Raw genomic sequence first — 12,623 nt, 5'->3', positions numbered from 1 at the left:
GGGCCGGCCTGTGGCTCGACCTCGAGCATGTCGCGGATCTCGCGCTCGATGTCCTCGAGCCGACGCCGCGCGCCTTCCATGCGCTCCTCGGCGCGGGCAGTGGCCTCGCGGGCGCTCGACAGTGCCTCGAGCGTCAGCTTGGCGACGCGATCGGTTTCGGCCATCGCGCTTTCCGCGGTGGCGAGCGCGTCAGCGGCCATGCGGCGGTCATTCTCGGCGTATTCGATCTCGGTGATCAGCGCGCTGCGCTTCTCGGCGAACACGGCCGGCGCGTTTTCGAGCTCGCTGCGCTCGATCGTGAGTTCGGCGATGCGGGCCTGGATGGTGTCGATGTGGGAGGCCGCGCTCTCCTTGCGGTTCTGCCACTCGGTGCGTTCGGCGAGGATCGCCTGCACGCGGCGGTCGGCGAGCTCGGCTTCGCGTGCCAGCGCCTGGGCCTCGGCGCGGACCTGGGCGGCCATGCGGCGATGGCCTTCGATGTCGCTGCGGACGGCGGCGAGACGCGTTTCGGTGTCCTCGCTCGACGGCAGCTCGCTGATGCCGGCTTCGGCATACTCATACGCAGCCTCGGCTTCGGCGCGGTCGGCGGCGAGACGGCTGTGCGCTTCCGACAGCGTCGCCTTGCGCGCGGCATGGCGGCCGATCTCGCGTTCGGCGGTGGCATGGCGCTCGCGCGCGACGTTGAGCTCGCGCTGCGCGGCGCGCCAGGCTTCGCGGCTCGCGCCTTCGGTGCTGGCGGCCATCTGCAGCTCGGACTCGGCGTTCTCCAGCGCCTGGCGCTTGATCTGGGCATCGATGCGGGCCTGCTCCAGCTCGTTCTCGATGTCGACGAGGCGGGCTCGCTCGGCAAGGCGGCGGGCTGCTCCGGTCGGGGCGTGAGCCGCGGCGACGAAGCCGTCCCAGCGCCAGACATCGCCCTCGGGCGAGACCAGCCGCTGGCCGGTCTTGAGCTGCGACACCAATTCGGCGCCGCGCTCACGCGGGACCACGCCGATCTGCGCGAGGCGGCGCGCCAGCTCGGCCGGCGCCTGCACGTGATTGGCGAGCGGCACGGCGCCCTCGGGCAGCGCCGGATCGCCTTCGGTGTGTCCGACATTGGTCCAGCGCATCGGCGCCGACGGGTCGATCGGCGCATCGAGGTCGTCGCCGAGGGCGGCGCCGATCGCCTTTTCGAAGCCCTTGTCGACGGTGATGCCGTCGATGATCGGCGGCCACAGATTCTTGGTCTCGCCGTTGACGATCTTGGAGATCGTGCGGGCCTCGGTCTCGAGCCGCTGCACGCGCTTGTCGGCCTCGACCAGCGGGGAGCGGGAGGATTCCAGGGTCTGACGCGCCGCGACATGGGCCGCTTCGCTCGCCTGCGCCGCGGCTTCCGAAGCGGCCAGCGTTTGCTCCGCGGTCTCGGCCAGAGCGGTCAGCTCGTCGAGGTCGCCGAAACCGCCGGTCTCGGCGGCAAGCTTCTGCTCTTCCGCGGTGACGTTCGCGATTTCCTGGTCGAGCCGGGCGAGCTTGTCGCGGTGGGTGCGGACGTTGGCCTCGAGCTGGTTGCGCTTCGCCGTGAGGTCGGCGAGCGCGGTGGTGAGCTCGGCGAACTTCTGCTCGGTTTCGGTCAGCACCGCCTCGGCTTCGGCGACGCGTTCGTCGACGCCGGAGCGCTTCTCGACCCGCGACTTGATCTCTTCCTTCAGCTCGGCGTCTTCTGCATCGAGCCGCTGCAGGGCGACGTCGGCGTCCATGGTCTGCTGCTGGGCGCGGGAGATGTCGCCTTCGAACTGCGCGAGGCGGCGCTCGAGCTCGGCGACGCGCTCCTTGGCGCGCTCTTCCTCGCGGTCGAGCTGCTCGCGGGCATTGGTCAGGCGCTGGAGCCCGGCCGCGGCGCGCGCTTCCGCATCGCGCAGCGCCGGCATCTCGGCGGCGCGGATGGCCTGGATGCGGGCGGCTTCGGCCTGGTGCTGGGTGCGCTCGGCCATCTCGCGCACGGCGAGATCGTGGGTCTGCCCGGACTCGTTGACGTCGGCATGGGCGCCGACCCAGCGCAGATGGTACAGCGTGGCTTCGGCCTTGCGGACCTTGGCCGCGACCTCGCGATAGCGCACGGCCTGGCGGGCCTGCTTCTTCAGGCCCTCCACCTGGCCGGAGAGCTGGCCGATCACGTCCTCGACGCGGGTGAGGTTGGTTTCGGCCGCCTTCAGCCGCAGCTCGGCCTCGTGACGGCGGGCGTGCAGGCCGGCGACGCCGGCGGCGTCTTCCAGCACGCGGCGGCGCTGTTCCGGCTTGGCCTGGATGATCTCGCCGATCTTGCCCTGGTGGACGAGCGCCGGTGAGCGCGCGCCGGTGGCGGCGTCGGCGAACAGGATCTGCACGTCGCGGGCGCGCACGTCGCGGCCGTTGATGCGATAGACCGAGCCGGCCTCGCGCTCGATGCGGCGGGAGACTTCCAGCAGCTGGCTGTCGTTCATCGCAGCCGGCGCGGTGCGATCGGCATTGTCGATCGTCATCGTCACTTCGGCGTGGTTGCGCGCCGGACGGTTGCCGGAGCCGGCGAAGATCACCGCGTCCATGTCGGCGGCGCGCAGCGACTTGTACGAGGTCTCTCCCATTGCCCAGCGCAGCGCCTCGACGAGATTCGACTTGCCGCAACCGTTGGGACCGACCACGCCGGTCAGGCCGGGCTCGATGACGAAGTCCGTGGGCTCAACGAAGGACTTGAAGCCGTGAAGGCGCAGGCGGGTGATTTTCATAAACACGCATCTCTGTTGGCAGGCGCGAATCTCCCTGCCGGGACAATACCATGGAAGGCAATGTCGCTGTCTGGGTGAGTCGCGCGAGGCGGCTCATGCGGCTGGACAATGGCCGCGGTGCGCCGCAAGGGCAACCAGCGAAAGCCGCTTTTCCCAAGGGATTTATGCCGGGAAGAATGCGGCTTGAGATGCGCGAATCAGGATTGTCGCGTGCGAATCAGCTCTTCAGCAGCGGGTTGATCTTCTTGGCGAATTCCTCGAACGAGGCCTCGCCCTTGATCTTCTCGCCGTTGATGAAGAAGGTCGGCGTCGAATCGACCTTCAACACGTCGCTGGCATATTTCTGGTCGGCGGCGATCTTGTCGAGCAGCGCCTGGTCCTTCAGGCAGGCCTCGACCTGCTGCTGGGTGAGGCCGGCCTGCTTGCCGATCCGCGTCAGGGTCTCGGTGGTGTTCTTCAACACCCAGTCATTCTGCTGGCGGAACAGCATGTCGGTGACCGCGAAATATTTCGGCGCGTCGCCATTGGCGATGCAGCGCGACAGCATCGAGCCGGCGGCGGCTTTGATGTCGAGCGGGAACTCGCGGAAGACGTAACGCACCTTGCCGGTGTCGATATATTCCTTCTTGATCTTCGGGAACACCTGCTCATTGAAAGCCGCGCAGTGCGGGCAGGTCATCGAGGCGTATTCGGTGATGGTGACGGCAGCGTCCTTCGGGCCGAGTGCCATGTCGGGCAGCGACACCGGCTTGGCGACATCGGCGGCCGACTGCGCCATGGCTTCGGAGATGAACCGCAGCGGCGAGAGCCCGGCGACCGCGGCAAGACCGGTCAGCGACAACATCGTGGTGAAGGCGCGGCGGGTGATGATCAAGGTCGGCTCCCGGGATTGGCAAGGTCCGCCCGGGTTCCCGGGCGGCCTGTCGCTAGCTCGAAACGTCGATTGAGGCAATGGCGGGCGGCGAGGACAGGTCCAGATTAGCGGCGGAATAAGGCTCAATTTCGCTTGATGGCGGCCCCAAGCCGGGCCAGCGCCGACTTGAGTTCGTCATCTTCGATGCCGCCGAGGCTCTCGGCCACCTTGGCCACCGATTTGGCATCCGGCGGGGCTGGCCGCTTCCGTGCCCGGGGCCGCGACAGGGGGGCCTGGCGAAAGGCCAGCTTGCCCACCGCGCTCCAGCCGAAGAAGCGGTTGACCCGCTCCAGGATCACGTCGGCGGAGTGCTGGATCTCCAGCGCCATCGGCCCCTCGACCCGCAGCACCAGCGTCGCCGGCTCCGGCGGCTGGCCCTCCACCGGCCGCGGCCATTGCATCTTCAGCGGCTCGGCATGGGCCGCGATCTCCGGCCCGGCAATCTGCGCCCACCGCGTCACCAGCTCGCGCGCCGCAAAACCCTGCTTGGCATAGGCCTCGGCAAAGACGTCGTTGAGCAGGATGCCGAGCGGCTTGGCGCTGATGGGACCGGGCTTGGGAGGGAATTTGGACATGGGGGACCTTATAGCACTTCGGGGTGTGAGCCGCAGGCTCCTCGTCGTCATTGCCGGGCTTGTCTTGGCTTGTCCCGGCCAACCACGTTCTCCGGCGAAGAAAGACGTGGATGCCCGCGACGAGAGCGGGCATGACGTGGAGAGATTGGTGTGACGTCGTTACACTGAGAGCATGAGTCCCAGATCTGCCCTGAAGCCGACATCGAAACCGGTTCGGTCGAAAGCCTCATCTCGTCCGAAACTCCTGCTCGCCTGGTACGACCGCCACCGCCGCCGGCTGCCCTGGCGCGCGGCGCCCGGCGAGGCATCGGATCCTTATCGCGTCTGGCTGTCCGAGATCATGCTCCAGCAGACCACGGTGAAGGCGGTCGGCCCCTACTTCGAAAAGTTCGTCGCGCGCTGGCCGGATGTCACGGGGCTCGGGCGGGCCTCGCTGGACGACGTGCTGCGTATGTGGGCCGGGCTCGGCTATTACTCGCGCGCGCGAAACCTCCATGCCTGCGCGGTCGCGGTGATGCGCGAGCATGGCGGCGTCTTCCCCGATACGGAGGAGGGTTTGCGCGCGCTGCCGGGGATCGGGCCCTACACCGCGGCGGCCATCGCGGCGATCGCCTTCGATCGCCGCACCATGCCGGTCGACGGCAATATCGAGCGGGTGGTGACGCGCCTGTTCGCGGTCGAGGAAGAGCTGCCGCAGGCAAAGCCTCTGATCCAGCAATTTGCAGCGACGTTGCTGGCGGAGTCTCGCGCCGGCGACAGCGCGCAGGCGCTGATGGATCTCGGCGCCTCGATCTGCACGCCGAAGAAGCCGGCTTGCTCGTTGTGCCCGCTGAACGAGGATTGCACGGCGTGCGCGCTAGGCACGCAGGAAACGTTTCCGCGCAAGGCGCCGAAGAAGAGCGGGACGCTCAGGCGCGGCGCCGCCTTCGTGGTCACGCGTGGTAACGAGCTGCTGGTCCGCTCACGGCCTGAAAAGGGCCTGCTTGGCGGCATGACCGAAGTGCCGGGCTCGGACTGGCTCGCCGGCCAGGACGATGCGGCGGCGAAGCAGCAGGCGCCGGAGCTGAAGGGGCTGACGCGCTGGCAGCGCAAGGTGGGCGTCGTCACTCACGTCTTCACGCATTTTCCGCTGGAGCTGGTGGTCTACACCGCGAAGGTGGAAGCCCGCACCCGCGCGCCTGAAGGCATGCGCTGGGTGCCGATCGCAACCCTTGCCGGGGAAGCGCTGCCCAATGTCATGCGCAAGGTGATCGCGCATGCGCTGGATCTTTCATCGGGTCCATCCTCCTGACAGCACGCTGGCAGCAGCGTTACGTTATCGGCGTGCGATACGGAGGCTGCCCCATGGTCAAGACCGCGCTCGACAACTTTCCAAGGCCGCCCTGCGCCGAGCTGCTCGGATGGCGTCTGCTCGATGCCCGCCCCGACGAGGGCTGGATCAGGCTCGGCTTCGACGGCAAGCCGGAGTTCTGCAACCCGGCCGGCTTCATCCAGGGCGGCATGCTTTCGGCCATGCTCGACGACACCATGGGCCCCGCCGTGCTCGTGATGAGCGAGGGTCGGCTCTACACCACCACCATCAGCATGACCGTGAATTTTCTCAGTCCTGCAAAGCCCGGCCCGATCATCGGCGAGGCGAGAGTGACGCAGCTCGGCAAGACCATCGCGTTCGTCGAGGCGAAGCTCATGGCGGAGGACGGCACGGTGCTGGCGACAGCCGGTGCGAGCGAGCGTTTGCTGGAGGCGGCGAGGGTGGTGAGTAAATAAGCTGGCAGCGCGCGCGGTACCCCCTCCCCCCTTGCGGGAGAAGGTGGCGCGAAGCGCCGGATGAGGGGTCGCTTCAGCGAAATCAAACTGCGAGTTGGTCCGCGGAGACAGACCCCTCACCCAACTGAGCCCGCATCTACCGGCGTCGCTGCCCTCTCACAAGGGGCGAGGGCGCATCAATGCTCATCCCGCTTCATGCGAGAGTTCAAGCCTCGACCCGCTTCGCATCCTTGCTCACGATCGGCGGCTTCGCGTTCAACGCCTCGACCTGAAACCCCGCGACGCGCTTGTAGTTGGCGGCGATGTCCTCCAGCTCCCTTTGCGAGAGCACGTCGGTGACCACTTTGTACCCATCCGGCGCGCGCTCCTCGACGAGCTGCATCACCTGCTCGGGGCCGTTCTTGCGGTTGAGCAGCACGAGGTCGGTGGTCGCGGGCCTGCGCTCGGCCTCATAGGCGAGCAAGGCGGCGCTCGTCGGGCCATGCGCGAGAATCTCGCGGGTCATGACGCGCGCATCGAGGATCGCCTGCGAGGCGCCGTTCGAGCCGATCGGGTACATCGGATGTGCGGCATCGCCCATCAGCGTGACCTTGCCGAAAGTCCATTGCGACACGGGATCGCGGTCGACCAGCGGATATTCATAGGCGTGCGGGCAGTTCCGGATCAGGCCGGGCACGTCGAGCCAGTCGAACTGCCAGCTCTCGAACCATGGCAGGAACTCCTCGATGCGCGCAGTGCGATTATAGTCCTCGCGGCGCCACTGATAGGTCGGCGGCATGTGGCGCTCGGCGACCCAGTTGATCAGATGGTTGCCCGCCGCATCCGGCTCCTTCGAGATCGGATAGCAGACGAATTTCAGGATCTCGTGGCCGGCCATGATCATGGTGCGGCCGGTCAGGAAGGCCTTCGCCGGCGTGACGCCGCGCCAGAGGATGCGGCCGTTCCAGATCGGCGGGCCTTCATTGGGGTAGAGCTTTTCGCGCACGGCGGAATGGATGCCATCGGCGGCGATCAGGATCGCGCCGTCGTAGCTGCCTGCGGCCTTGCCGGTCGCCTTGTCGACGAAATCGGCGCGGATGCCACCCGCCGTCTCGGTCCAGCCGGTCAGATGGTGGCTGGTGAGGATGTTCTCGCGGCCGAGGCGCTCGATCGCGGCGTCGAGCAGGAGCTGCTGCAGGGTGCCGCGATGGATCGAGAATTGCGGCCATTTGTAGCCGGCCTCCAGTCCGCGCGGCTCGCTCCAGATCGGCTTGCCGTGCTTGGAGAAATAGGCGAGCTCGCGCGTCCGCACGCCGCTGGAGTCCAGTCGGTCCATCAGCCCGAGCTCGATCAGCTCGCGCACCGCATGCGGCAGCACGTTGATGCCGACGCCCAGCGGCTTCAATTCCGCGACGCTCTCGAACACTTTTGCGGGAACGCCGATTCCGTGCAGGCTGAGCGCAAGCGTCAGCCCGCCGATGCCGCCGCCGGCGATGAGTACGGTCATGACAAATCCCCCTCCGATTGACGGCGTCTTCGCACAGCTGGGCGGCCGTGGGCAACTGCGAACAGGTCGCCTATGGACGGCGCGGCGGAGGACCGTTAACCTCGGGTTTTCCCCATGAGGTCCGACATGCTCAAGCTCTACTACGCCACCGGCACCTGCGCGCTCGCCACCTACATCACCCTGGAGGAGGCCGGCGCCGACTACACGGCCGAACGGCTGAGCTTCAAGGACAACCAGCAGAACAGCCCGGACTATCTCGCGATCAACCCGAAGGGCCGCGTGCCGGCGCTGGTGACCGATCGCGGCGTGCTCACCGAGACGCCGGCGATGCTGGCTTACGTCGCACAGACCTTCCCCAAGGCGAAGCTCGCGCCGCTCGACGATCCCTTCGATTTCGCCCAGGTGCAGTCGTTCAACTCCTATCTCTGCTCGACCGTGCACATCAACCACGCCCACAAGATGCGCGGCGCGCGCTGGGCGACGCAGGAGAGCTCGTTCGCCGACATGAAGGCGATGGTGCCGAAGACCATGGCCGCCTGCTTTGCGCTGATGGAGCAGAAGATGTTCAGGGGACCGTGGGTGATGGGCGATCAGTTCACGATCTGCGATCCCTATCTCTACACGCTGTCGACCTGGCTCGAAGGCGACAGCGTCGACATCAAGGCGACGCCGAAGATCGCCGACCATTTCAAGCGCATGTCCGACCGCCCCGCCGTGGCAAAGGTGATGGCGGCGCAGAAGGCGTGAGGTTCGGCGTCATATTCCGCCGTCGTCCCGGACCAGCGAGCGCTTATCCGGGACGACACCGTCTTTGGTGAGGGCATCCTAACCAGCGCGCCGCTTCTCCAGCCCCCGCCCTGTTTCCAGCATCAGCCGCCGCAGCCAGATCGAGCCCGGGTCCATCTGTGCGCGGGTCGGATGAAACATGAACTGCTCGTCGATCCCGGGGTCGAGCGGCGGCGTCACCGTGACGAGGCCGAGCTGCTTCGACAGCGCCGCGATCAGCCGGCGCGGCACGAAGGCGACTAGGTCGGTGCGGGCGGCGACGTGCAGCGCCTCGAGATAGCCTGACACCACCAGCGAAATGCGCCGCTCGATGCCCTCGGTGCGGAGCCAGGTGTCGATCAGATCCTCGGCATTGCCGCGGATGATCACGCCGACATGGCGCGCGGCGAGGAACGTCTCGCGCCGTTTCAGTTTCGTAAGCTGCGGATGGCCGCGCCGGACCGCCAGCGCATCGCTGTCGGTGTAAAGCAATTGCCGGTGAAAGCCCTTGAAGGCGTTGCCGATCGAGATCACGAGGTCGATGGTGCGGGCGAACTCGGCGTGGAAGATCGCAGGTCCCCGCCACGGCACGACGTCGATGCGGACGTTGGGGGCAAGACGTGTTACCTTTTCCATCAGCGGCGGCATCAACAGCTCGACCGCGAGATCGGGCATCATCAGGCGGAATTGTCGCTCGCTGCGCGCGGCGTCGAATTCGTCGGGCACGAACAGCCCGCGCACCTGGTCCAGCGCCTGGGCCAGCGGGGCGCGCAGCGCCAGGGCCCGTGGCGTCAGCTCCATCCGCGCGCCGGTGCGTACCAGCAGCGGATCGCCAAAAATGTCGCGCAGGCGCTGGAGCGCGTGGCTTGCCGCCGGCTGCGACAGCCCGAGCCGCAACGCGGCGCGGCTGACATTGGCCTCGCGCAGCAGCGCATCGAGCGCGGTCAGCAGATTGAGGTCAAGCGAATTCAAATTCATGAAGTGAATAGATATCATACCAGCTATCGATTTGAAGAATTATTGGCGCGCAGCGATGATCTCCGTGTTCTCACCAAAGGAGATGCCGCCATGAGCGCTGCCGCCAACAAGAAGTTGATGCAGGACATTTTCGCCGCCGCCGCAAACCCCGATCCGGCCGCGCGCGACCGCGCCCTGTTCACTGCAAGCCTGGCCGACGACGCCAGATGGGTGGTGACCGGCCAGTATTCCTGGTCGCGCACCTTCGCCGGCAAGGACGCGATCCTCAACGACCTGCATGGCTATGTCCGCACCCGCCTGCGCGACCGGACGCGCACCGTGGCTCACCGCTTCATCGCCGACGGCGACATCGTCGTGGTGGAAGCCAAGGGCGACAACGTCACGCCCGAGGGTGTGCGCTACGACAACGACTATTGCCTGGTGTTTCGCCTCGCGGACGGCAAGATCAAGGAGATCCGCGAGTACTGCGACTCGATCCTGACCGAGAGGGCGCTCGGTCCGTTTCCACAAACGGTCGCGAGAGCCGCGGGCTAGCGGTTTGAGCACCATCTGGTCTGCCGGCTGGCGCCCTTCGTTCCGGTCTGTGAGGGGCGTCCGGGTTTGGCGAAAGCTGTCGGAGATCATCCGGCTGCGGCGAGAGCGCACGCGGATACAAGGCCAGCTCGCTGCCATGAGCGAGCGGGAACTTCTGGATTGCGGAATGACGCGGTCGGAGATTGAGTACGAGCTGAGAAAACCTGTCCGGCGGAAATAGAGCGCAGGTGGCCTCTATTTCCTTCCGATCCCGGCGGAACCTTCGGTTTCCGCCGGCGTTCCCTTCCCTCGGGAGCGATTGCGCCCCGGCAACCTGCATTTCCGGGAATTTCATGCTGGCTGGGGCTTCGCACGTTTCAACACAGGGGGGCTGCAGCTTCTCCGGACTCCGCGAACGACTGAGAGAAGCGACCTCGGCTGCGCACCGCGCGCTCGACACCCAGCTTTCCGCATTCGATCTCGGCGGGCTGGCCGGCTATCGCCGCTTTCTTCAGGCCAGCGCCGGAGCTCTTCTTCCGCTCGAAGTCGCGCTCATCGAGGCGGGCGTGGAGCGCATGTTTCCGGATTGGCCCGAACGGTCGCGCAGCGCTGCGATTGCGGTTGATCTCGGACGCCTCGGCACGAGCGCGGCGTCGATAGTGTCGGTGCCGCGGCTGACACGCAGCGGGGTGCTAGGCACGATGTATGTGCTGGAGGGCTCGCGGCTTGGCGCGAGGTTCCTGCTGAAGGCAGTCGCGGACGCGGGCGATCCGCGCGTCAGTGAAGCCACCACCTATCTCCGCCATGGCGAGGGCAAGCGGCTCTGGCAGAGCTTTCTGGTGAAGCTCGCAAGAGAAGAGTCAGGTGACGAGGACGAGATCATCGATTCCGCTTGCATTGCCTTCGCCGCATTCGAGCAGGCGGCGGACCGCGCATGAACGAGGCGGTCGATCTCACCAATTGCGATCGCGAGCCGATCCACATCCCCGGCAGCGTGCAACCGTTTGGTTTCCTCCTGGCCGTGCTGTCGGATTTCACGATCTGCATGGGATCGAACAACGTAGGGAGCTTCCTTGGGACGGATGTTGCCGACCTGCTCCACCAGCCGCTGTCGAGCGTCGTCTCTGCGGCGGCGGTCGAAACGATCCGCAGCCGTGTTGATCATCTCGGTGGTCCGGACGCAACCGAACGCCTGTTCGGCGTGGAGCTGCAGCCGGGCAAGCCACCGTTCGATCTTTCGATTCATCTCTCCGGCGTTTATCTGATCATCGAGGCGGAGCCGAGCGTCCGCGAGCCCGGCGTCAATTCCGGCGAACTCGTGCGTCTGATGCTCGAAAGGATCCGCAAGACGCGCGGTATGGCCGATCTGGCGCGGGAGGCGGCGCGCCAGCTCAAGGTGCTGACCGGTTTCGACCGCGTCATGGTCTATCAGTTTCATCCGGACGGATCAGGCGAGGTGATCGCCGAGACCGCGGGGGCCGAGCTCGAATCCTTCCTCGGCCTGCGCTATCCCGCATCGGACATTCCAAGGCAGGCGCGGGCCCTCTATCAGCGCAACTGGCTGCGCATCATCGCCGACGTCAACGCAAGGCCGGCTGCGCTGGTGTCGACGGTTACACACAACGCAGGGCTGCTCGATCTTTCGATGAGCGTGCTGCGCTCGGTCTCGCCGATCCACATCGAATATCTGCGCAACATGGGCGTTGCCGCCTCCATGTCGGTGTCGATCCTGCGCGATGGCAAGCTGTGGGGCCTGTTTGCCTGCCATCACTATTCGTCGCGCTATATCTCGTTCGACAAGCGCACGGCCTCCGAGCTGTTCGGTCAGATGTTCTCCTGGATCGTGGAAGGCCGCGAGCGCGAGGGCGATGTGGCCTATGAATCCCGCGCTCATCAGGTCCAGGAACGGTTGATCGAGATCGCGGCTTCCCACGAGCACAGCCGCCGCGCGATCGTCGATTTCCTCGGCGACTACCGCAAGATGATCGAATGCGACGGCGTCGCGGCCTGGTCCGACAACAAGATCGCGCTGGATGGCGAGACGCCGACCGAAGACGAGGTGAAGGACCTTGTCGCCTTCATCAACCGGACTTCGCCGGGGCGGATTTTCGCGAGCGCCGAGATCGCCAAGGTCTATGCAGCCGGCCAGGCCTTCCGTGATCGCGCGGCTGGCTTTCTCGCCATCCCGATCTCGCGCACACCGCGCGACTGCCTGATTTTTTTCCGGCGCGAGGTGACGCGCTCGGTCAAATGGGCCGGCGTTCCCAACAAGGTCTACGACGAAGGACCGAACGGGCCGCGCCTGACGCCGCGCAAGAGCTTTGAGCTCTGGCAGGAAACGGTGGCGGGGCAGTCGAAGCCGTGGTCGGCGGCTGACATCCGCATCGCCGAGAGCCTGCGCGTCACGCTGCTAGAGGTGATCCTGCAACTGTCCGACCTCGCCGCGCGCGAGCGCCGCGGGGCGCAGGAGCGGCAGGAATTGATGATCGCCGAACTCAATCACCGCGTCCGCAACATCCTGAGCCTCGTGCGCGCCCTGGTGGCGCAAAGCAAGGACACCGCGACCAGCGTCGAGGAGTTCGCCGGCGTGCTCGGCGGCCGCATCCAGGCTCTGGCGCGCGCCCACGATCAGATCACAAACCTGAACTGGGCCCCGGTCGCGCTCCGCACCTTGGTCGAGTCCGAGGCCGGCGCCTATCTCGGCGCGCGCGCGGGGCGGGTGAAGATGGGCGGTCCGGACGTCGCGCTGGATCCCAAGGCGTTCGCCACGCTGGCTCTGGTCGTGCACGAGATGATGACCAATTCCGCCAAGTACGGCGCACTTGCCGATTCCACCGGCAGTGTCGAAGTGGTCTGGCGCCTTGATCCATCCTCCAGCCTCGTCA

General features: G+C 66.5%; 11 protein-coding genes. 6 read left to right on the top strand and 5 right to left on the bottom strand.

Going from position 1 to position 12,623, the window contains the following annotated elements:
• From IC50_RS02055 to IC50_RS02045, 3 genes are all read right to left on the bottom strand, one after another.
• Positions 1–2,741: AAA family ATPase (locus tag IC50_RS02055; RefSeq protein WP_035699856.1), on the bottom strand; the 2,741-nt coding region annotated here is incomplete at its 3' end.
• Positions 2,742–2,958: 217 nt separating this feature from the next.
• A complete protein-coding gene (locus IC50_RS02050; RefSeq protein WP_035699855.1) occupies positions 2,959–3,615 on the bottom strand; it encodes a DsbA family protein in 657 nt (218 codons plus the stop codon).
• A 122-nt stretch (positions 3,616–3,737) separates the two neighbouring features.
• The gene (locus IC50_RS02045) at positions 3,738–4,229 is read right to left on the bottom strand and encodes a DUF721 domain-containing protein (RefSeq protein WP_035699853.1); all 492 of its coding nucleotides are present in this window, start codon (positions 4,227–4,229) and stop codon (positions 3,738–3,740) included.
• Between the two features lie 172 nt (positions 4,230–4,401).
• On the opposite strand from IC50_RS02045, the gene mutY reads away from it, so the two are divergent.
• Together mutY and IC50_RS02035 are read left to right on the top strand one after the other, a co-directional pair.
• Complete coding sequence (gene mutY, locus IC50_RS02040) at positions 4,402–5,520, top strand: A/G-specific adenine glycosylase (protein WP_035699852.1); 1,119 nt, start codon at positions 4,402–4,404, stop codon at positions 5,518–5,520.
• A 53-nt stretch (positions 5,521–5,573) separates the two neighbouring features.
• Positions 5,574–5,996 (top strand): PaaI family thioesterase, encoded by a 423-nt coding sequence (locus tag IC50_RS02035; RefSeq protein WP_035699851.1) that lies wholly within the window; start codon positions 5,574–5,576, stop codon positions 5,994–5,996.
• A 205-nt stretch (positions 5,997–6,201) separates the two neighbouring features.
• Here the strand turns inward: IC50_RS02035 and IC50_RS02030 are convergent, their stop codons facing one another.
• On the bottom strand, positions 6,202–7,482 hold the full coding sequence (locus IC50_RS02030; protein ID WP_035699850.1) for a flavin-dependent oxidoreductase: 1,281 nt from the start codon (positions 7,480–7,482) through the stop codon (positions 6,202–6,204).
• A gap of 126 nt (positions 7,483–7,608) precedes the next feature.
• On the opposite strand from IC50_RS02030, the gene IC50_RS02025 reads away from it, so the two are divergent.
• Positions 7,609–8,229: a glutathione S-transferase family protein gene (locus tag IC50_RS02025; protein ID WP_035699859.1), complete on the top strand. Its 621-nt coding sequence runs from the start codon at positions 7,609–7,611 to the stop codon at positions 8,227–8,229.
• A 78-nt stretch (positions 8,230–8,307) separates the two neighbouring features.
• On the opposite strand, the gene IC50_RS02020 is transcribed toward IC50_RS02025, so the two are convergent.
• Positions 8,308–9,225, bottom strand: a complete 918-nt coding sequence (locus IC50_RS02020) for a LysR family transcriptional regulator (RefSeq protein WP_035699849.1) — start codon at positions 9,223–9,225, stop codon at positions 8,308–8,310.
• Between the two features lie 90 nt (positions 9,226–9,315).
• Here IC50_RS02020 and IC50_RS02015 point away from each other — a divergent pair, with 90 nt between their 5' ends.
• From IC50_RS02015 to IC50_RS02005, 3 genes are all read left to right on the top strand, one after another.
• Complete coding sequence (locus IC50_RS02015; protein WP_035699858.1) at positions 9,316–9,759, top strand: nuclear transport factor 2 family protein; 444 nt, start codon at positions 9,316–9,318, stop codon at positions 9,757–9,759.
• Positions 9,760–10,091: 332 nt separating this feature from the next.
• A complete protein-coding gene (locus IC50_RS02010; RefSeq protein WP_035699848.1) occupies positions 10,092–10,676 on the top strand; it encodes a biliverdin-producing heme oxygenase in 585 nt (194 codons plus the stop codon).
• A partial coding sequence (locus IC50_RS02005; protein WP_035699846.1) for an HWE histidine kinase domain-containing protein occupies positions 10,673–12,623 on the top strand: 1,951 nt, incomplete at its 3' end. The genes IC50_RS02010 and IC50_RS02005, both read left to right, overlap by 4 nt.

It is taken from the genome of Bradyrhizobium genomosp. I (2014) (assembly GCF_000261685.1).
Taxonomy (GTDB): domain Bacteria; phylum Pseudomonadota; class Alphaproteobacteria; order Rhizobiales; family Xanthobacteraceae; genus Bradyrhizobium.
This window is presented reverse-complemented; position numbering and strand designations above follow the sequence as displayed.

What these genes read in the sequence shown, in the direction of transcription:
- mutY (WP_035699852.1), top strand. Translation starts at nt 4,402, where the DNA reads ATGAGTCCCAGATCTGCCCTGAAGCCGACATCGAAACCGGTTCGGTCG.
- IC50_RS02025 (WP_035699859.1), top strand. Translation starts at nt 7,609, where the DNA reads ATGCTCAAGCTCTACTACGCCACCGGCACCTGCGCGCTCGCCACCTAC.
- IC50_RS02035 (WP_035699851.1), top strand. Translation starts at nt 5,574, where the DNA reads ATGGTCAAGACCGCGCTCGACAACTTTCCAAGGCCGCCCTGCGCCGAG.
- IC50_RS02045 (WP_035699853.1), bottom strand. Translation starts at nt 4,229, where the DNA reads ATGTCCAAATTCCCTCCCAAGCCCGGTCCCATCAGCGCCAAGCCGCTC.
- IC50_RS02030 (WP_035699850.1), bottom strand. Translation starts at nt 7,482, where the DNA reads ATGACCGTACTCATCGCCGGCGGCGGCATCGGCGGGCTGACGCTTGCG.
- IC50_RS02010 (WP_035699848.1), top strand. Translation starts at nt 10,092, where the DNA reads ATGCTGGCTGGGGCTTCGCACGTTTCAACACAGGGGGGCTGCAGCTTC.
- IC50_RS02015 (WP_035699858.1), top strand. Translation starts at nt 9,316, where the DNA reads ATGAGCGCTGCCGCCAACAAGAAGTTGATGCAGGACATTTTCGCCGCC.
- IC50_RS02020 (WP_035699849.1), bottom strand. Translation starts at nt 9,225, where the DNA reads ATGAATTTGAATTCGCTTGACCTCAATCTGCTGACCGCGCTCGATGCG.